The sequence below is a fragment of the Conexibacter sp. S30A1 genome (genome assembly GCF_023330665.1).
Taxonomy (GTDB): domain Bacteria; phylum Actinomycetota; class Thermoleophilia; order Solirubrobacterales; family Solirubrobacteraceae; genus Palsa-465.
Map to the genome: position 1 here is coordinate 2196322 of NZ_CP097127.1, position 19054 is coordinate 2215375.

At 68.3% G+C, this 19054-nt stretch carries 21 protein-coding genes; 14 read left to right on the forward strand and 7 right to left on the reverse strand.

Features of this window, described 5'->3' with window-relative positions:
• Positions 1 to 129 precede the first annotated feature (129 nt).
• Positions 130 to 1887: an IS1634 family transposase gene (locus tag M3M54_RS10725; RefSeq protein ID WP_249019039.1), complete on the forward strand. Its 1758-nt coding sequence runs from the start codon at positions 130 to 132 to the stop codon at positions 1885 to 1887.
• Between the two features lie 89 nt (positions 1888 to 1976).
• Here M3M54_RS10725 and M3M54_RS10730 read toward each other — a convergent pair whose 3' ends face one another.
• The 3 genes from M3M54_RS10730 to M3M54_RS10740 all read right to left on the reverse strand — a co-directional run bounded on the left by M3M54_RS10730 (position 1977) and on the right by M3M54_RS10740 (position 5686).
• Complete coding sequence (locus M3M54_RS10730) at positions 1977 to 4049, reverse strand: hypothetical protein (protein ID WP_249019040.1); 2073 nt, start codon at positions 4047 to 4049, stop codon at positions 1977 to 1979.
• Positions 4050 to 4198: 149 nt separating this feature from the next.
• Positions 4199 to 4768: an orotate phosphoribosyltransferase gene (locus M3M54_RS10735; RefSeq protein WP_249019041.1), complete on the reverse strand. Its 570-nt coding sequence runs from the start codon at positions 4766 to 4768 to the stop codon at positions 4199 to 4201.
• A 66-nt stretch (positions 4769 to 4834) separates the two neighbouring features.
• Positions 4835 to 5686 carry a CPBP family intramembrane glutamic endopeptidase gene (locus tag M3M54_RS10740; RefSeq protein WP_249019042.1) on the reverse strand — a complete coding sequence of 284 codons (852 nt, stop codon included), beginning with the start codon at positions 5684 to 5686 and terminating at the stop codon, positions 4835 to 4837.
• A 157-nt stretch (positions 5687 to 5843) separates the two neighbouring features.
• Here M3M54_RS10740 and M3M54_RS10745 point away from each other — a divergent pair, with 157 nt between their 5' ends.
• Together M3M54_RS10745 and M3M54_RS10750 are read left to right on the forward strand one after the other, a co-directional pair.
• Positions 5844 to 6302, forward strand: a complete 459-nt coding sequence (locus M3M54_RS10745) for a DUF2079 domain-containing protein (protein WP_249019043.1) — start codon at positions 5844 to 5846, stop codon at positions 6300 to 6302.
• 29 nt (positions 6303 to 6331) lie between these two features.
• On the forward strand, positions 6332 to 7606 hold the full coding sequence (locus tag M3M54_RS10750; RefSeq protein WP_249019044.1) for a hypothetical protein: 1275 nt from the start codon (positions 6332 to 6334) through the stop codon (positions 7604 to 7606).
• Here the strand turns inward: M3M54_RS10750 and M3M54_RS10755 are convergent.
• Both M3M54_RS10755 and M3M54_RS10760 read right to left on the reverse strand, forming a co-directional pair.
• Positions 7564 to 8328, reverse strand: a complete 765-nt coding sequence (locus tag M3M54_RS10755; protein WP_249019045.1) for an HAD family hydrolase — start codon at positions 8326 to 8328, stop codon at positions 7564 to 7566. The two genes, M3M54_RS10750 and M3M54_RS10755, sit on opposite strands and share 43 nt — an antisense overlap.
• On the reverse strand, positions 8325 to 9560 hold the full coding sequence (locus M3M54_RS10760; protein ID WP_249019046.1) for a mannosyltransferase family protein: 1236 nt from the start codon (positions 9558 to 9560) through the stop codon (positions 8325 to 8327). Before M3M54_RS10760 ends, M3M54_RS10755 begins: the two co-directional genes overlap by 4 nt.
• Positions 9561 to 9646: 86 nt before the next feature.
• On the opposite strand from M3M54_RS10760, the gene M3M54_RS10765 reads away from it, so the two are divergent.
• Together M3M54_RS10765 and M3M54_RS10770 are read left to right on the forward strand one after the other, a co-directional pair.
• Entirely contained in the window at positions 9647 to 9871 is a 225-nt protein-coding gene (locus M3M54_RS10765) for a hypothetical protein (protein WP_249019047.1), read from the forward strand.
• Positions 9864 to 10220: a type II toxin-antitoxin system PemK/MazF family toxin gene (locus M3M54_RS10770; RefSeq protein WP_249019048.1), complete on the forward strand. Its 357-nt coding sequence runs from the start codon at positions 9864 to 9866 to the stop codon at positions 10218 to 10220. The genes M3M54_RS10765 and M3M54_RS10770 overlap by 8 nt, the downstream gene beginning before the upstream one ends.
• Before the next feature lie 667 nt (positions 10221 to 10887).
• Here the strand turns inward: M3M54_RS10770 and M3M54_RS16965 are convergent.
• Positions 10888 to 11091 (reverse strand): type II toxin-antitoxin system VapB family antitoxin, encoded by a 204-nt coding sequence (locus M3M54_RS16965; RefSeq protein WP_371878577.1) that lies wholly within the window; start codon positions 11089 to 11091, stop codon positions 10888 to 10890.
• Positions 11092 to 11232: 141 nt separating this feature from the next.
• Between M3M54_RS16965 and M3M54_RS16970 the strand changes: the two genes are divergently transcribed.
• The 5 genes from M3M54_RS16970 (at position 11233) to M3M54_RS10795 (ending at position 15169) form a co-directional block, all read left to right on the forward strand.
• On the forward strand, positions 11233 to 11526 hold the full coding sequence (locus tag M3M54_RS16970; protein WP_371878578.1) for a hypothetical protein: 294 nt from the start codon (positions 11233 to 11235) through the stop codon (positions 11524 to 11526).
• Positions 11523 to 11936, forward strand: coding sequence for a hypothetical protein (locus M3M54_RS10780; protein WP_249019050.1), 414 nt, complete (start codon positions 11523 to 11525; stop codon positions 11934 to 11936). The genes M3M54_RS16970 and M3M54_RS10780 overlap by 4 nt, the downstream gene beginning before the upstream one ends.
• Before the next feature lie 21 nt (positions 11937 to 11957).
• Complete coding sequence (locus tag M3M54_RS10785; RefSeq protein WP_249019051.1) at positions 11958 to 12305, forward strand: GntR family transcriptional regulator; 348 nt, start codon at positions 11958 to 11960, stop codon at positions 12303 to 12305.
• A gap of 136 nt (positions 12306 to 12441) precedes the next feature.
• Positions 12442 to 13749: a hypothetical protein gene (locus tag M3M54_RS10790; RefSeq protein ID WP_249019052.1), complete on the forward strand. Its 1308-nt coding sequence runs from the start codon at positions 12442 to 12444 to the stop codon at positions 13747 to 13749.
• Positions 13750 to 13819: 70 nt separating this feature from the next.
• Positions 13820 to 15169 (forward strand): DUF2786 domain-containing protein, encoded by a 1350-nt coding sequence (locus tag M3M54_RS10795; protein WP_249019053.1) that lies wholly within the window; start codon positions 13820 to 13822, stop codon positions 15167 to 15169.
• A gap of 26 nt (positions 15170 to 15195) precedes the next feature.
• Here M3M54_RS10795 and M3M54_RS16975 read toward each other — a convergent pair whose 3' ends face one another.
• Positions 15196 to 15810: a GFA family protein gene (locus M3M54_RS16975; protein WP_371878664.1), complete on the reverse strand. Its 615-nt coding sequence runs from the start codon at positions 15808 to 15810 to the stop codon at positions 15196 to 15198.
• On the opposite strand from M3M54_RS16975, the gene M3M54_RS10800 reads away from it, so the two are divergent.
• From M3M54_RS10800 to infA, 4 genes are all read left to right on the forward strand, one after another.
• Positions 15809 to 16060: a type II toxin-antitoxin system Phd/YefM family antitoxin gene (locus M3M54_RS10800; protein WP_249019054.1), complete on the forward strand. Its 252-nt coding sequence runs from the start codon at positions 15809 to 15811 to the stop codon at positions 16058 to 16060. The two genes, M3M54_RS16975 and M3M54_RS10800, sit on opposite strands and share 2 nt — an antisense overlap.
• Positions 16057 to 16458 (forward strand): PIN domain-containing protein, encoded by a 402-nt coding sequence (locus M3M54_RS10805; RefSeq protein ID WP_249019055.1) that lies wholly within the window; start codon positions 16057 to 16059, stop codon positions 16456 to 16458. The genes M3M54_RS10800 and M3M54_RS10805 overlap by 4 nt, the downstream gene beginning before the upstream one ends.
• A gap of 138 nt (positions 16459 to 16596) precedes the next feature.
• The gene (locus M3M54_RS10810) at positions 16597 to 18801 is read left to right on the forward strand and encodes a transglycosylase domain-containing protein (RefSeq protein ID WP_249019056.1); all 2205 of its coding nucleotides are present in this window, start codon (positions 16597 to 16599) and stop codon (positions 18799 to 18801) included.
• Between the two features lie 17 nt (positions 18802 to 18818).
• A complete protein-coding gene (infA, locus tag M3M54_RS10815; protein WP_249019057.1) occupies positions 18819 to 19040 on the forward strand; it encodes a translation initiation factor IF-1 in 222 nt (73 codons plus the stop codon).
• Positions 19041 to 19054 lie beyond the last annotated feature (14 nt).

Sequence of the window (19054 nt, forward strand, 5' to 3'; positions counted from 1 at the left end):
CCTTAGACGGAAGTTTTCGTAGGTTCTGAGCCGGATTGCCTGTCGTTGCGGGCGGTCCGGCTTCTTTGGGCTGGCGGTTGTAGCCAAGGAATGGTTGACCGTAGCGGGATTTGCCGGTAATCTCTGCTTATGCCGAGGCGGTCTGAGGGAGCGATTCATGTAGCCAGGATCAAGTCCAGGTACAAGGATCGGGAGTATGAGTCCCACATCTTGCGGCGCTCCTATCGCGAGGATGGGAAGGTCAAGCACGAGAATCTCGGGAACGTCTCGCACCTTCCGCCTGCCGCGCTTGAGGCGCTGCGTCGCGCGTTGGCTGGGGAGACGCTCGTCTCGGCAGAGGATCGCTTCTGTGTTGAGCGCTCGCTGCCGCACGGGCATGTCCAGGCGGTGCTGGGCACGTTGCGTTCACTTGATCTGGAACGGCTCTTGTCACGCGAGCGCTGTCGGGAGCGGGACTTGTGTGTGGCGATGATCTGTCAGCGGCTGATCGCTGCAGGGTCGAAGCTGTCAGTCACCCGGCTGGTCTCCCAAACGACGCTTGCCTCAGAGCTTGAGCTCGGGACAGTCAGCGAGGCTGAGCTGCTCTCGGCGATGGATTGGCTGCTGGAGCGCCAGGACCGCGTGGAGCGGACCCTCGCGCGCCGGCACCTGAGCCACGCGCACGGCAGTGACATGGACGGCTTTGTGCTCTATGACCTGTCATCAAGCTATCTGGAGGGCCGCCACTGTGAGCTCGGGGCGATCGGGTACTCACGCGACGGGGTGCGCGGCAAGCATCAGATCGTCTACGGGCTCTGCTGCTCACCCGAAGGCCGGCCGGTGTCAGTGCGAGTATTTGAGGGCAACACCGCTGACCCCGCAACGCTCCAAGACGCCGCTGAGCGGGTCAAGGACACCTTCGGGGTCAAGCACGTCGTGTTCGTCGGCGATCGCGGGATGATCACTCACGCGCGGACGGTCGAGCTCAAGCAGCTCGGGGTCGGGTTCCTGTCCTCCCTGCGCGCACCGCAGATCCAGAAACTGACTGTGGCGCCCGGCTATCAGCTCTCGCTGCTGGATGAGACCGGCCTGTGTGAGATCGAGAGCCCGGAGTTTCCCGGCGAACGGCTGATCGTGTGCCGCAACCCCGCCGTCGCGGCCGAACGTGCCCGCAAACGCCAGGCGCTGCTTGAGGGCACCGAGACCGAACTTGCGAAGGTCAAGAACATGGTGCAGAACCCCCGCGGCCGACTGCATGGCGCAGAAGCGGGAAAGATCGGTGAACGTGCCGGACGGATCATCAACCAGAAGAAGATGGCCAAGCACTTCACCCTCACCATCACCGACGGCCAGTTCGCCTACCAACGCAACCAGGCACAGATCGACGAGGAGGCCGCGCTTGACGGGATCTACGTGATCCGCACCGACCAACCCGCCCAACGGCTCGGCGCCAGCGCCGCAGTCCGCGCCTACAAGCAACTCAAAGTCAACGAACGATCGTTCAAACAGATGAAACACACGCTCGAGATCCGCCCGGTCCACCACCGCCTCGCAGAACGCGTTCGTGCGCACGTGTTCCTCTGCATGCTCGCCCGTCACGTCCAGTTCGAACTCGAGCAGCGCCTCGCCCCGATGCTGTTCACCGACCCCGCCCCGCACAGCCCAACGGACCCGACCCGCCCTGCTGAGCGCTCACGCTCCGCGACCCACAAAGCCAGCCGTGCCGGACAGCCCAGCCCCAGCGAGCATCCCGCCCACACGCTCGCTGATCTGCTCTCAAACCTCGCCACGATCTGTGAGAACACGATCCGGATCGGTGACACCAACACGAGGATCGTCAAGCACACCGAACCGACCAGCCTGCAAGCCAAAGCGCTCGAACTGCTCGGCCTCACCACCAACAAGTAGCCAAGCAAAACCCCGCCCGGAACCGCGCGCGCCCAGCGATTCCAGGCGTTTTCACGCCCTGGAACCGAAAACTTCCGCTTAGAGCTCCGCTACTTCTTGAACCTGATATCCAGCGGCCCCGTGGTCCCGTAGACGTAGTCAGCGCCCTTGTCCACAAGGTGACCGGCGAAGGTATCAGGCACACCACCGGGCGTGACCCCGACGATGTAGAAGGTCGCGACGCCGTGGGAGTTGGTGTAGGAGACGATGTTTGACTTGCCGGGCACGCCGTCATTCTTGGTGCCGGGGGCGCCGAAGATCTCAGCGGTCCCCTTTCGCACGCCGCGGCTCAAATAGCGCAGCTGGCTGAGGTAGACGCCCACGCCCGCCCTGTTGACCGCATTGTCAAAGTGATCAAGGATGTCCACCTGCAGCTTCAGGCGCTTGCCGACGGGCTCCGCGGCGTTGAAGGCCTGCGGGATGAACGCGGTACGCCAGAGGTTCATCAGGAAGCGGTGGCTGACGCTGACCGTGCCCGGGCCGGCGGTGAACGCCAGCACGGAGAAGCCGTCGCCCAGGCCGACCTCTCCCTGGACGTTCGGGGCCTGGATCTCCACGGTCGCGTGCTGGTGGGGCGCCAGCGTCTTGGGTCCGCTCCAGCGATCCCAGAAGGTGGTGTCGCCATGGTCGGTCTGGATCGTGTAGTAGGGGGTGAGCGGGCGGCCGGTCTCGTTTCGCACGTTCAGGACCAGCGCCCTGATCCCGGCGAGATAACCGGTCGTGCGGATCCCGACGATCTTGACGTAGAGCGGCGAGGCAACCAGCAGCGCATAGGCGAACACGATCGCCACCACCGCCGTGCAGGCACCCGTGATCCAGGCCCAGCGGATGTCGCGCAGCACCCCCCACACGCGGCCGGGGATCGCGGTCAGCGCCCGCACCTCCGGCGCGACGCTGACCGCCGCGAGCAGCGTCGGCGGCACCAGTGAGACCAGGTAGTTGGTCTGCGAACGCGCCGCGACGAAGTAGGCGAGTGCCGCCAGCAGGAAGGTGGCCGGTCGCAGCAGCGGGTAGGTGCCCACGAAAATCACCACCAGGAGAAGCGCCACCATCACCAGCGCCACGCTGTAGATGGTCAGCGAGCCGCCGCCCAGGTGGGCAAACAGCGTCAGCGAGATGAGCCCCTGGCCGGAGGGCACGAGGTTGCTCACAAGCGGCGTGAAGACCCCCTTGAACCAGGCGCCGGGCGACATGATCAGCCACGGCAGGTTCGGGACAAGGAAGGCGACCAGCACGATCCGCAGGTAGCGCCAGGCCCGCTGCAGTGCTGCGCGCAAATCCCGGTTGCGGTCGTACTCGTCCATGCCGAGCGCGAGCAGCACGAAGCCGAGCACCGGCCAGGGTGTCTGTTTGATCCCCATCGCGCAGGCCAGCGCCACCGGCCCGATCCAGGAGCGCCAGCCGCGCACCCGCCCGAAGCGATCCCACTTGTAGGCGGCGATCATCAGCAGCGGGATGTAGAGCATGTCGGTGACGTCACCGACGGCAAACGCCAGGTAGACGTCGATGCTCGAGAGCAGCAGCGCCACGGCACGCAGCTCGCGCGGCAGCAGCACAAACAGCAGAAGCACCGTCGCGACCCAGCCAACGACGTCAAGCGCCGAGCCGAGCTCCGTGTACCAGCCAAACAGCATGAACGGCACGTAGAGCAAAAACGACAGCGAGGGGTAGGACAGCGACTTGATCGGGTGGCCGGTGATCGTGTACGAGTAGGCGTCCGGCGAGAGGCGGTAGAGCGGCGGCGCCCCCGCCATCGAGTGCGTGTAGGGGTTCAGCCCGTGGACGACCAGCTGCGCCGCATATTGGTCAAAGGAGAGCTCGTCGGTGGAGTACGCGGGGTTGCCGTGAAACTGGAGGTAGGTCCAGATTCCGATCAGCAGCACGATCAGCAGCGCGTTGGCCCAGGCAAACCAGTTCTCATAGCGCCGCAGCCCTCGGATCGAGCGCAGGTCCAGCAGGCTGATGATGATCACGCACAGCCCCCAGAAGCCGACCAGCACGTCCACGAGCGCGATCGGCGAGAAGTACGACGCCGGGCCATACAGCGTCGTTGACCAGTTGAGGATCACCACCCCCACCAGCGCCCACAGGATCCGTTCGCCCCACGGCTTCGGCGGACGCACCGGCGCCCTCAGCGGCTCCAGCTGGAGCTCGGGAGGCGACTGTTGTTTTGCTTGAACTATCAGGGAGATCACCGGTGCCGCCGTGGCGGAGAAATATAGATATGCGCAGCTCGTGCCCGGGCAAACACCATCAAACCTCCAGCGGACCTTTAGTAGCGGTCCGGCCGCTGCGGGTAGACCTCGTCGATCGTGGTGAGCGCGACGTACGGCGCGTCGGCGGCCGCGCTGATCGCCTCGCCACCACCTGCGAGACGATCGCAGATCGCAAGTACCCCCACCACCTCAAGCCCCTCGGCCCGCACGGCCTCGAGCGCGCGGATCGTGGAGCCGCCGGTGGTCACAACGTCCTCAACCAGCATGCAGCGGTCCACGCCGGGCTCGAGCAGCGGCCCCTCAAGGCGCCGGCCCAGGCCATGCGCCTTGGCCTCCTTGCGCACGAAGAAGGCCTTCACGTCAGCGCCGCCCGCGAGCGCCGCGCAGGCGATCGGGTCAGCGCCCATCGTCATCCCGCCGACCGCGGTGGCGCCCCACCGCGCGGCCTGGCGGGCAACCAGTTCGCCCAGCGCCATGAAGCCCTCGCGGCGCAGGATCGCGCGCTTGACGTCGACCAGGTACTGGGCCACCGCGCCGCTTGTCAGCACCACCTCGCCGATCACCAGCGCGTGTTCGCGCAGCTCGTTCAGCAGGCGCGCGCGAGGCTCAGTCTCGACGGCGCCCACAGCCCCGGCCGCCGCCCGCAGTCACGCCAATCCGCCGCTTCACCCGGCCTAGTAAACCAGGCGGGCCTACCGACCGGCGGCGGGCGCCGCGGCGGCTGCCGTGGCGCCCGCCCGGCGCTGCGCCAAAGGACCGGTCACGAGCGCGATCAGCGCCAGCGAGCCGGCCGTCACCAGGACGATCTCGCCGGCGTTCAGGTGCAGCTCGTTGACCCCCAGCGCGACACAGTTGTTGATCGAATGAAGCGCCATGCACGGGTACAGCGACCGCGTGCGCCAGCGCAGGATGCACAGCACGAAGCCCAGGAAGCCGAGCGGCACCAGAAACTGCGGCTGGGCGGAGTCGTAGTGCGCCAGGCCGAACAGGAGACCCACCACCACCGCTGCGATCCAGGGACCCAGCTCAAGTCCGCGCACGCGCACGCGCATGCGCGAGAGCAGCCCGAACAGGAAGCCGCGGAAGAAGAACTCCTCCGCCATCGGCGCCGCCACACAGACGAACAGCGACACGAAGACCGCCGCCCAGACGCTCTGCTTGACGCCCATGTTGCCCGGCAGCGTGTCGGTGCCGTGCAGTGTCAGCAGGGCGGAGTAGAGCAGCGTGCCGCCGTAGTAGACCACCGCGGCCAACACAAGCGCCCCCGCCCCGAGCTTCCAGGAGATCCGCCGGTAGCCGAAGTCGGCCCGATCAAAGGACCGCGTGATCCGCACGAAGTAGAGCGCCGAGGCCACGAAGGCCCCGTCAAAGAGGAAGTCGGCGGTGATGTTGACCGCTGGCGTCGGGTTCGTCGTCGGCGAGCCGAAGGCCGAGCCGACAAGCTCGGCCAGCAGCGTGACAAAGACCCCGGCGGCAAAGCCCGTGAGCACGGCGCTGGCCGCGATCCAGTAGGGCGCACGCTGTTTCTCGGGCTCGCCGCTCACAGGCGCCGAGCTTAGCCGGGTCCCCTGAAAACCGCCCTTTAACGGTGCTTGCGACTGCCTGTGTCATCCTGCCCGCCTCGAGCCACAGCCGACGACCGCCCGGGCACAGTGGCCGAAGAGCCTGCGTCGTGCGCGGCGGGCGGGAATCGCGCTGATCGTGGCGCAGTTCGTGGCGCTCTGCGTGTGGAGCGCCATCCAGTCAAGCCGCGGCGGCCTGACCAGCGACTTCGCGCTCTTCCAGCAGGCGATCACGCTGATCACACGCGGAGACCTTTACCCATGGTCGACCGTCGCCGGCTACCACTTCTTCCAGGACCACGGGTTCGCGCTGCTGTGGCTGCTGGCGCCGCTCGAGGCGCTGTGGCCGCACCCCGTAACCCTGCTCTGGATCCAGAACGCGGCCCTGCTGGCGGGTGAGCTGGTCGCCTTCTGCTGGATCTGCGACATCGCCGCGGGCGTCGCCAGCGAAAGGCGGCCGCAGGCCAACTGGCCGGCGGCGCTGGCGCTGCTCGGCGCGCTGCTGTTGGTCGCAAACCCCTGGCTTGTGTGGGCGCAGGCGTTTGACTTCCACGTGGAGGTGTTTGCGATGGCCGCCGCTTCCTCAAACCCGGACTGATCGTCGCGGCCTGCGGATTCGCCTGGGCGATGCTGCTCCAAGCGACCGGCGCCACCCTGGGCACGCACGTAGCCGGGCTCTACCCCGGCCTCACGGCGGGCCTTGGCAACCCGCGCGACGCGTCGATGCTGACGGTGCTCCATGGGCTGCTGACGCGCCCGGTAACGGCGCTTCACGTGCTGTGGCTGAATCGCCTGGCGGCCTGGAGCAACCTGTCGGCGAGCGGCCTGATCGGGATCGCCTGGCTGCCGGTCACCGTTCCCGCGCTGATGGTGCTGGCCGAGGGGCAGCTCGCGCCCTCCGCAAACTTCTCGCTGCCCGGCTTCCAGCAGGTGGCGCTCTACGTGTTCGTGGCCGTGGGCACGATCGGCCTGCTCGCCTGGCTGGCGCGCACCGTGGCGGCAAGGCATCCGCGGGCGCTGTCGGCGCTCCTCGCCGTGCTCGCCCTCAACGCGGTCGCCTGGTCGGCGGTGTGGCTGTGGGCTGTGCCGGTGCGCTGGCTGCGGGTCGCCCCCGCGACCGCCACGACGCTGCGGCAGCTGGCGGCCGAGATCCCATCCGGCGATGAGGTCGTGACCCAGAACGGCATCCTCGAGGACTTCGCCTCGCGACGCTACGTCTACTGGGTCAGTGGCGGCAGGTCCACCGTGCCGGTGCGCACCCGGCAGGTCTGGTTCGTGCTGGCCCCCTACGAGGGCATTCAGCCGCAGAGCGTTGCCGAAGCAAACCAGGACATCCAGAGGATCTCCGCTCTGCCCGGTGTGCGCCTGCTCGCACACCAAAACGGCGTCTGGGTGTTCCGCTGGACAGCAGCCGCCCACGGCGCACGCAGGCTCACAATCGGCGCGCCCGTGGCCAGGCGGATGCCGGCCTGGGCGATCGCGGGCACGGCCGGGCAGGCGCTGCTGAGCGGGAGCAGCTCGCACTGGTCGGTGGCCGGCAACGGTCTGGCCGGCTACGTCGTTGACCAAGCCTACTGGCGCTTCGGCTCAGGGCGCTACCGCGCGCGCGTCTGGATGCAGAGCTCAGGGCCCGTCCACGTGGAGCTCTGGAACGCGACCACCGACAGGCTGCTCGCGCGCGTGAGCCCGGACGCTGTGCGCGGACCGGCGCCCGTGGCCTTGACCGCGCGTCTGGAGCGCGCCAGCACCCAGCAGCTCTACAGCGGCTGGGGTCCCTGGAGCACGCGCCCGGACCCGCCGCCCGGCGACGAGCTCGAGGTGCGTGTCTGGTCCCCCGGCGGCCGCGTGCGGGTGCGCGTCTACTCGGTCTCGCTGACACCGATCAGCGCCGGCAGCTCCTGAAGCGAGCCGATCACGGGCACGCCGGCCGGCACAGCCTCGCGCCCACCCGTTTCCCGCCCGCCTGCGTCGCGCACCACAAGCACCGCCGCCACCCCGGCCGCCTGCGCAGCTCCCACGTCCTCCTCGAGGCTGTCACCGACATGAACGGCCTGCGCGGCGCCGACACCGGCCAGCGCAAGCGCCGCCTCAAGCAGCCGCGGGTCGGGCTTGGCGGCACCGACGGCGGCCGAGCTGACCACGCCGTCGACGAGCTCCGACAGGCCCAGACGGTCGAGCACCTCGCTCAGCGACACATCCCAGTTGCTTGCCACAACCAGCCGCAGACCGGCGTCGCGCAGACGGGCGAGCACCCCCGGGACCTCCGCAAAGACGCGGAAGCGCAGCATGTCGAGCAGGATCGAGCGCATCATCTCGGGCGTTGCGGCGGCGAGCTCAGCCGACGGCGGCAGGGCGTCGCGCAGCACCGCGGCACAGCGGTCGTGCAGGGCAGCCAGCGACCGCGCATCGGCGCCCTGGTGCATGTGGGTGCGGTAGTAGGCGACCTCGGCAGCCACCGCTGTGGCGGCCTGTCGCTCGCTGAGCACGAGCCCGAGCCGGCGTTCAAGCAGCGCCCGCAGCAGCGGCGCGGGCGCGTCGAGCGAGATCAGGGTGCCGAAGGCGTCGAGCAGCACCGCCCGGGGGCGCGGTCGCGGGGGTGCCTTCACGCCCACCGGCGGCGTCATGCCACCCAGTGCCACGTGGCGAACTCGACGGTGAACAGCCCGAGCGCGACCGCCAGCGCCGGTATCACGTAGGGCGCAAGGCGGCTCTTTGTCAGGCGGCGGGCGGCGCTGATGAACAGCGGGAACATCACGAGCTCAAAGCGTGGCAGTGAGGCCAGAGGCTGCGGGCTGACCGGGGCGGAGAGGACGAGCACGAACAGCGCCAGCGTGTAGAGCGAGTAGGCGGGCGCCAGCGTGAAGGCGACATACACCAGGCCCACCAGCCCCGCGAACAGGAACAGGAAGAGGTAGATGTCCTGAAAGGCGGCGCTGATCGGCGCCTGGGCGTAGGCGGGCACACGGTAGGGCGCGACCGGTCCCTGCAGCAGCTGGCGCAGCCCGTCCCAGGCCTGTTTGGCGCCCTCCCAGACCGTCACCGGCGGCAGCGTCGTGTGTCGGTACCACACCGACTGCACGTTGAGCGGTGCAAACGGCTGCCCGTAGCGCAGCCCGAGGTAGGCCAGGTAGGTGACCGTGCCCAGCGGGATCAGCGCCAGCGCCAGCACGTTGGGGCGCAGGCGGTAGCGCGGCCCGCTGGCCGCCCGCGGCCCGTAGAGGTAGATCACCACGGCGGGGATGATCAGCGCAAGGCTGGTCACGGCCGTCGCCGACGCCAGCGCGCCCGCCAGCCCGCAGGTAAGCCAGCGCTCACGCCTGGCGGCGTAGACGCAGCCCAGCGTCAGCGCCAGAAGCAGGCCCTCGGTGTATACGGCCGAGAGGAAGAATGAGACCGGGAAGAAGGCGACCAGAAGCACGGTCGTGTCGGCCACCTCACGGCTCTGATCGAGGCTCACGAGCCGGTGCAGGAGGTTGAGCGCCGCGGCAGTGCAGGCCAGCGATATCAGGATGCCCGCCACCAGGTCCGAGCGCACGACCCAGCCGAGCACGTGGATCAGCAGCGGGTAGAGCGGGAAGAAGGCCATGCGCTCGTAGACGTGCTGGTAGCCGTGGCCGGCGATCGTCAGATACCAGACGGAGTCCCAGCGCGCCATGGGCGCGACGAACGCGTTCGCCAGATAACCGAACGGAGTCGTCAGCCCGCTCGGGTCGTACACGGACGCGGCCCCGGGGGCCAGTCCGATCTGGACGACGCCCGCCATGCCGGCGAAGATCACGACCAGGCGCGATGTCCACAGGGCGCGCCAGACGACGCGGCCGGCGCTTGGGGCCGGGGCGGGAGGCGATGACTGCACGCGCTCAGTGTCCCACGGCCGGTGGACCCCGGCCAACGCGGGGCTGAAGGGCTACCGCGGACAGGGTGCGTCGGTATACTCAGAGTATGACAACGACGATCAAGGTGTCCAACGAGGTACGTGATCAGCTGAAAGGCCAAGCCGCGCTGGCGCACCGCACGTTGGGCCAGCACCTGGAGTATCTGGCGAGCCTTGGAGCGCGCGAGGCACGGATGGCCAGCCTGCGTGCAGCGCTCAAGGCAACATCTCCCGAGGAGCTTGCGTCCTATCGCGAGGAGCTGCGGGCCTGGGATCGCATCACGAATGACTGAAGCCGAAGCGCCGGCCGCCACGCTGGCGCCCGGTGACGTGGTCTGGGTGCAGCCGGAGATCGTCGTCGGGCGCGAGCAGGCAGGACGACGACCGGCCCTGGTCGTTGCCGGCGCCGGCTATCTGCAGACCGTTGACACGCTCGTGCTGGTGGTGCCCATCACCACGGTGGATCGGGGCTGGCCGAACCACATAGAGGTGCTGGGGAGTGAGCTGCAGCAGCGCTCCTGGGCGATGTCCGAGCAGGTCAGAACCATCTCACGCGGGCGACTGGTGGGTCGCGCGGGACGTGCCAATGACGTGACGCTGGCCGCGGTGCGCAGCTGGCTGGCTGACTTCCTCGAGCTCTGAGCCGATGAGCGCTTCCCCCTGCGACGCCCGGGCCGCCCGTGACGGTAGCGATGGCGATGGCGCGCGCCATGGCTGATGGTGGGCACTCCGCGGAGTTGTGGTTGCGTGCTCAAGCACCACTCCGCGGAGTTCTCCGCCAGGCTTCGCAAGCCGGCGCTACGGAAGCCCGATTCGCAGTCGCAGCCTTCGCCGGCACCAAGGGCCCATGGATCGACCAGTTGCGCTCCTGGGGGACCGGTCCGCGCTCGTACTACACCTCAGCGTCGATGGTCGTGCCAGACGAATTTCCGCGGAACACAGAGTCAACCGCGACGGGCATCAGCAAGCGGGCACTCATGCCCTGCTCATAGCGGGCGCAGACCAGGCGGCGGCGGAGCGCAACGGCCCACGACCTCGTCCAACTGTACCGGCCCCGATCAGCGGGGTCTGGGCTCGTAGATCCGCAGCGGCGTGCAGCTGATGAGAGGCAACGGACCGGGAACGCTTGCAGGTGCCGCTCAAGCTCGGTGGCCTCCGCGTCGCTCCTCAGACCCTGCAGCAACTGCGCGAAGATCACGTCGGTGTGGGCGACCGGCTCGCCGCTCTCGATCAGCTCAATGCACGTTCGCGCGGGACGGCTGTCTGCGTCGTTGAGAACGTCGACCCAGACAACTGGTATCGACGACGATCACCGGGGCCCGCGGCCGCGGCGAGACTGGCCAAGGTCACCCTGCCAGTGCACCTTACCCCGCAGGTCGAGCACGCCGAGCCGCCGATGGCGCGCGACGAGCTCGCGAGGGGCGTGATCGACTGTCTGGCGCTTGGTGGCCATCCCGGTCAGCCGTCTCGCCTCGTCCAGGAGAGCGTCGTCGATCTCGGTGTTCGTTCTCATGCGCCTGAGTATCCACCACCCGCTGTGTCGAGCGGTGTGAAGGCGTCGCGGTGTCAAGGCGTCGTTGGCTGCGGGGTGGTTACGTACGTCCGCCAGCCCACGTTGAACCGGTCAGCCGACCGCGCAAGGCATGATCACGGTATGACACATGCACGTCGACCCAGTACTTCGACAACGAAGATCGCCCGGACCGCCGTGAGCCGGGCTAAAGGTAGGACCAAGGTTCGCAAGACCCTCACCCTCGACCCTGAGCTGGTCATGGCTTTTGGCGATGCCGAAGGTGGACTCTCCGCCGCCGTCAACGCCGCGCTGCGCGAGCACCTCGCTCGGATGGAGCGGCAGGATGCGTTGGCGGCAAGAATTGCCGAGCTGGAGACTGAATACGGACCGGCTGACCGCGCCGAGGTGGAGCGCTTCGCTCGGCATATGCGATGAGCGTCGTCGTCCTCGATTCCGAGGCGATGTGGTCGCTGACCCGCTGGCCCGGCGTGAACCCAAAGGGCGCTCTGGCGGCGCTCACAGCGACCCGTGAAAACAACTGGGACGTTGTCGTTCCGGCGGCCGTTCTGGCTGAGCTCTACTGGGGAGGCCCACAACAACAAGCGATCGACGCCACGCTCAGGGCCCACGGCGATATCGCCGTGACGGCGACCGATCAGCGACTGGCACCCTATATCGGAACCCATGCTCGCCGCGCACGCCCCACGCGTGGCGGGGGAGCCACTTTCGGGGGGCCGGCGATCCCCGCCGGCGGCAACAACGAACCGCGGATGGCAGCTGGCGAGAACTCCGCGGAGTTGTGGTTGCGTGCTCAAGCACAACTCCGCGGAGTTTCCCCTCTGTAATTCGCTATGCTGGCTAGCATAATGCTGAGCGTCAGGCTCGACCCCGAAGACGGTGCCGCGCTGCACAGCCAGGTGGCCGCCCAGATCCGCCAGGCGATCGCCGACGGCGAAGCCAAGCCGGGCGAGCGCCTGCCGCCGGCCCGCCACCTGGCCGCGGTGATGGGCGTCAACACCAACACTGTGCTGCGGGCGCTGCGTCAGCTGCGCGACGAGGGCCTGCTCGAGATGCGCCCCCGCCGCGGCATCCACGTCACCGGCACGCCCGAGCAGAGCGAGCTGCGCGCCCGAGTCGCCGAGCTCGTCGAGCTCGCACGCAGCAGCGGCCACACGCGCGCCGAGCTGTTGGCGATGATCTCACAGGCGCCCTGACCGCCAGGACGCGGGCGGTTTTGCTGGTCACAGGCACGCGAGCACTCGTCAAGCGCGGCCACATCTTCCCCGGGCAGGCTGCTGCTGATCGTGGTGCTTGACAGCGCTGAATGTGATAGCTAGCGTGTCACAAAGCGTGACTGTCACCGCTCCCCCACCCGGCCCCGAATCCGCTGACCCGCTTGAGGGCGGCGTGATCGAGGACGCGCGCAGACGCCAGCGCCGGCACCGCCTCGGCGGCTCCGCACTCATCGCCGGCGCGCTGGTGGTGGCGGGCGGGCTGGTCGGCGTAGCCGGCGGTGGCGGCAGGCCGGTCGCGCACCCGGGCGCCGGTGGCCGCCAGGCACGTCCAGCGGCTGGCCTGCGAGAGCACGCCCAGACAGCGATCACACGCCCGGCGGGAGTCGATCGGCTCGGGCTGCTGGCCCCCGGTGTCGGGTGGGTCGATGACGGCCAGGCGACCTACCTCACGCGCAACGGTGGGCGCGACTGGAGCCGGGTCAAGGCGATCGGCGCGGGCGCGGAGCTCGCCAGCGCAAGCTCCTCCGGCCCCGGCCAGGTGATCTTCGCCCTGGCCGACGGCGCCCAGTCCCAGCACAGCTGTGGCCAGAACTGCGCGAGCGAGACGACCGCGGCCGTGGGGAGCTCAACCTCGCAGCGCGGCCAGGTGGTGCTCACCAACGACGCCGGGCGATCCTGGAGCTCTGACCCCTTCCCGACCCGCGCGGTGCCCGCCGCGATCAGCTTCCCGACCGCTCAGGACGGGTTTGCGATCGCCTACCGGCCCACGGCCCACCGAGACCCGCGGCCGAGCCTCTACGCAACCCGTGACGGCGCCCGCACGTGGTCGCGCGTCAGCGTCCCGCCTTTCCAGGGGTCGCTGAGCTTTGCGAACGCCCGCGACGGCCTCGGCGGCGCCTTCACGCTCGGCGGCGGCATGGTTGACAGCGGCGCGATCTACCGCACGAGTGACGGCGGACGCTCCTGGGTCAGGACTCCTCTGTGCCGTCCGGCAAGCGTCTACGCCTGCGAGGCTCCGTATCTCTTTGCATCCGGGCGCGGCGTGGTGGCGGTCGTAGCCCACTACGAGCAGGCGGGCGCAGGCAGCGTCGAGGTTTACACAACCCGCAACTACGGCGTCAGCTGGCACCGGCACATCCTGCCCCACACCCCCGCGCTGAGCAACCAGCCCACCTACATCCCGTTCTCGGCGCCCAACCCAGAAGACCTCTTTGCCTGGGTGAGCCCCTACCTCTACACGAGCACCGACGGCGGCGCAGCCTGGTCGCGCCACGCCGCCACCAGCCTGGTCGTACCCGGCGTGCCCGGCTCCGAAGGAGAGCTTGCGTTCGCCAACGCGAGCTACGGCTGGTACGGGATCGGTCCGGTGTTTGACTACACCACCGACGGCGGCCGCCACTGGACCAGCATGAACGGCCGTTAGCAAGCGGGGTACCCAGGAGCGCCGGCCGGCAGCGGCGCCACCGTCCGACGGCTGGGATACAAGTTTCCCGATGGGCAAGAACAACCGGCAGCGACGGGCCGCCAAGGTGCGTAAGCGCGCTCAAGCGCGGCGCTCATCCGGTGAGCCGCGCGGCCATGACAGTCGGACGCACTCCGGGTTTCATAGCTGGGACTCTGCGCCCGCAGATCTGTCGTTCACGCCCCGAGAGCTGTTCCTGTTCGCGGTCTGGGAGCGGCAGTCGGGCAGCGCCGAGCGCGTCACACACGCTGTCACCAGACTTGCGAGCGCCCCGCCTGACCGGGTCGGCAAGGAGGTTGCCGAGTCCATGGAGAGCCATATAGCTGACCTGTGGGAGCACGGCTGGCAGCCAGCCGATGTCGACCGGATCGTGCTGCAGCGTCTGGGCGCGGATGAGACTCGCCTGGTTCGCTTGGCGATCGCGTCACAGTCGCGGCACTATGAGGCGCTCGGACGACAGGTCCAGCCGGGCTGGATGGCCCAGCTCGAGCGGATCGGAGCGCGGCGCGATTGGCCTGGCGACGAGCTCTTCCTTCGCCAGCTCGGCGACAGCTGGCCCGATGCCCTGACCACCGCGGTGACTCTCATGGCGCTGCTGATGTCGCTACCTCGCCTGCCGCACCTCGTCGACCCGCCCGGCCACTGGCGCCAGGGATGGGTGGCGGAAGCGCCAACGGTGCCGCCGGCGATCTTCGGCAAGGTCCGCGCGCTCCTCGCCAAAGCCGAGTCAACGACCTTTGACGCCGAGGCCGAGGCGCTGACCGCGAAGGCCCAGGAGCTGATGGCTCGCCATCGCATCGACCGTGCCCTGCTTGAGCACGACCTGCAAGGCTCGCGGATCCGCCCCGTCGGGCGCAGGATCGGCGTCGATGACCCCTACGCCGAGGCGAAGGCGCTGATGCTCGGCGAGATCGCAACCGCCAACGGCTGCCACGCCGTCTGGTCGAAGAGCCTTGGGTTCACGACCGTGTTCGGCTTTGCCGACGAGCTAGACGCGGTCGAGGAGCTCTTCACCTCCCTGCTCGTCCAGGCCACGGTGGCGTTACGCCGTGAAGGCTCCAAGGTTGACCGTCACGGGCGTAGCCGCACCACCCGCTTTCGGCGCTCGTTTCTGGTGGCGTTCGGCGTGCGGATCGGCCGGCGGCTGCGCGCAACCGTCGCGGCCACGGTCACCGCCGCGGACGCCGAGACGGCGCTGGCTCTGGTCCCGATCCTCGCCGAGCGTGATGCAGCCGCCAAGCAAGCGGCGTCGGCCGCATTTCCGGAGGCCGGCCAATTCTCGCCGGCGGCCACCGACGGGGAAGGCTGGTACGCCGGAACACTGTTCGGTGACCTCGCCGATCTGGGCATCGATGCCATCGAATCCGAACGGGCCGCCTGAGCCAGAGTGCCGTCCGCACTATCCGTTCAGGGGGTCGGCCTCCGGAGCGGGTCCCACGATGTGTCTCCACCCCGTTCATGGTGCGGCAGGTGATCATCGGGAATGTCGTAGTAGTCACCCGCGCTCCCGACGTACCAGTGCGCCCCAATGTGGAGTCCAGTTGGTTGGTCAAGGGTTCCTGCGGCGATGCTAATCGTGCTCCGGTGGGGGCCGTCCCAAAACAAACTCGACCCGCAGTTGCGACAGAACCCGCGCCGAGCCTCGGAATCACTCTTCGGGCTGTCGATCCAGCTCAGCGTGGCATCAGTCAATAGCCGCAGATCATCACGCGCCACCGCAGTGCACGCGGCTACGTGCCCGTGCCAGCGCCGGCACTCTTCGCAGTGGCAAACAAACACCTCCCGCATTGGACCGCGTATCTCATACCGCACTGATCCACAGAGACACCGCCCGGAAGCACGCGATGCAGCGGCCATCAGAGATACATACCATGAGCCGCGGACGCACAGTGGCGCCTGGAGCGTGGGCGCCCGCGGCTGGCGCCGGCACCGGAACGCGTGACCGCCGCGACCGGTGGGTGCCTGTTCGCTGGCGTAGATATCAGTAGATAATCCGGCGCAGGCCCGATAGCCTGAACCCATGAAGACGATCACCGTGGGCCAGCTGCGACAGAACCCAACGGCGATGCTCGCCGACGTCGAGGCCGGCGCCAGCTACCTCATAACGCGCCACCACCGCATCATCGCGCGGGTGGTGCCGGCAGACGAGGAGCCCAGACTGCTCCCCGCCAAGCGAGTTGGCGCCTCGTCGCTTGCCGCCCTTCCGCGGCACGAGCCGCTGACCGCCGCGACCATCGATGAACTGATCGATGAGGAGCGCGGCGAGCGGTGAGATGGTTTCTGCTCGACGCGTCCGTTGCGCTGCGCGTCGTGCTCGGGCGCTCGCCCGCCGCGGCCACCTGGATTGACTCGGTCAACGGCGACCCAGACCAGGGGCTCATCGCCTCACGGCTCCTGAAGACGGAGATAACGCGCGTGCTGCGTCGGGAGGGTCTCCCCGTCTCAATGCGGGATGAGCTGCTCGACTACGTGCAGCTCATCCCGATCTCCGACGCGGTGCTGGCCCAGGCCGAGGCGATCGTGCCACACATCAAGTCGCTTGACGCGATCCACCTCGCATCGCTGATCCACACGGGGATCGACGCCACCGTCGCCACCCACGATGCGACGATGGCACACGTTGCGCAGCTGCTCGGCTACCCGGTGCTCGACCCGGTCGCAGGCGGGTGACCGCAACGCCTCCGTCAGGCTCACGCTTTACGCCGTCCTAAACTCCCGTTGACGGCGAGCGCTCCGGGGATGGCGCCCCGTGCGCCGCCACCGGCCACCAGGCAACGCCCACGAGGCTCCTTTCAAAGTCACCGCCCGATGACCCGACGTGAACGCAAGCGACGCGCCCGCAAACACGTGAGCCCTGTACGGCTGGCGTTCCTGATCGCCACGGGCCTGATCGTGACGATCGGCCTGGCCGCGGTCGCAGGGTTCGCCGCCTGGGTCGTCACCACCGCCAACGCCGCCCCCAACATCAATCAGCTGCACCCGCGCGTGCCCGGCCAGACCTCGGAGTTCTTCGCCGCCAACGGGCAGCCGCTCGGGTACGTCGCCTCGGACGTGCTGCGCACCGCGCTCACCCAGGCGCAGGAGCCCCGACTGCTGCGCGAGGCGACGGTCGCGATCGAGGACCGCCGCTTCTACCAGCATGGTGGGGTTGACTATCTGGGCCTGTTGCGCGCTGCCCTCAAGGACGTCTTCGTGGGCGGTGGCCTGCAGGGCGGTTCGACGCTGACGATGCAGCTGGTCACAAACGTCTACCTGCCGACCAACATCAAGGCTGTCCACAACCTCCGCTACAAGGTCATCCAGCTGAAGCTCGCCACCGAGCTCGCCAACCGCGAAAGCCACGCGCAGATCCTCACCCAGTACCTCAACGACGTTCCCTACGGCTCGATGTACGGGGAGACCGCGATCGGCGTAGCGGCCGCTTCGCAGATGTTCTTTGACAAGCCCGTCGACAAGCTGGATCTGGCGCAGATGGCGCTGCTGGCGGGGCTGCCGCAGGCCCCCAGCCAATACAACCCGTTTGAGGATCCGAGCCTCGCGCGCTGGCGCCGCGGCCTGGTGCTGCAGGCGATGGTCCGCTCCCACTACATCTCTCAGGCGACCGCCGACGCCACGCAGGCACTGCCGCTGCAGGTAAAGCCCAACGACTCCTACCAGGGCATGCGCCAACCCTACGTGGTCAACTACGCCGAGCAGCAGCTCGTGCAGGACCTGGGCCAGAAGGTGGTGGACCGTGGTGGCCTGAAGATCTACACGACGATCAACCTCGCCGACCAGCGCGCCGCGGCGCTTGCGATCAAACAGCACGAGGGCCAGCCCGGCGACCCCGCCGCCTCGCTGGTGTCAATCAACCCCGCCAACGGCAACATCGTCGCGCTGCAGAACTCAACCACCTACGGGGTCGGCAAGGGGCAGACCACCTTCGACTACGCCACCGAGGCTGAGCGCCAGACCGGCTCGGCGTTCAAGGCCTTCGTGCTGATGACCTTGATCCACGATCACAACGGCGACCCCAACAGCACCTACTACGTCTCCAAGTACCTCAAGGCGGGATGGCTGCCCGGCTACCCGACCTACTCCGTGCAGACGGCCGAGAAGACCTATGCGGGCACGATCAGCGTCACCCAGGCAACAGCGGTCTCCGATAACACCGTCTACGCCCAGCTGGGCGTGGACGTCGGTATGCAGAACGTCGACAACATGGCCCACGCGATGGGGATCACCGCACCGCTCTACGGCAACCCATCGGAGGCGATCGGCGGGCTGCGGATCGGCGTGTCGCCGCTGCAGATGGCAGACGCCTATGCGACCATCGCCAACGGCGGCGACCACATCGCGCCGACGATCATCTCCAAGGTCGTGCTGCCAAGCGGCAAAACCGTCTATTTCGGCAACCCGCACAAGACCCAGGTCTTCAGCCCCGGTCAGGCCTATGCGGGCACGCAGACGCTCGAGACGGTGCTCCAGTACGGCACCGCCACGGACGCCAACTATGGCTGCCCGGCGGCAGGCAAGACCGGCACCACCAACAACTACACCGACGCCTGGTTCGTGGGCTACACACCGCGCCTGTCAACCGCTGTCTGGGTCGGCTACCCGAACTCCGACGTCTACATGAACGACGTCAACGGGCTCGGTCCCGGCTACGGTGCGACGCTCGCGGCGCCGATCTGGAAGCAGTTCATGCAGTCCGCATCGGACGGCTACTGCGGTGACTTCACACCGCCAGCCCAGTACTGGCACGGCGTCGAGTACCTGGGCGCACACGCCGTCCGGCCCTACGTACCGCCGCCGCCCACGACCACCACCAGGACGAGCACCGCCAGCACGAGCACAACCGGCGCGGCGACCAGCACCACCGGTGGTGCCACCCTGCTCACGCCGACCAGCACCGGCGCCACCCCCACCAGCCCACCGGCCGCGCCGAGCACGCCCGCGGCCCCCAATCCGCCGGGCACGCCGCCCAAAAAAGGCGCGAACTCAACCGCAACCGGCGGCGCAAGCGGCTTCTGACATAGAATCGGCTGAAGATGCCAAAGGAAGAGAAGGTCGAGTTCGAAGGCGAGGTCGTTGAGGCGCTGCCCAACGCCATGTTCCGGGTGAAGCTCGACAACATGGATCGGGTTGTGCTTGGCCACGTGGCCGGCAAGATGCGGCGCTTCCGTATCAGGATCCTGCCGGGCGACCGCGTGCGGGTCGAACTCTCGCCCTACGACCTGGACCGCGCGCGGATCGTCTACCGCCACCGCTAGCGCTGGCCCTGCGG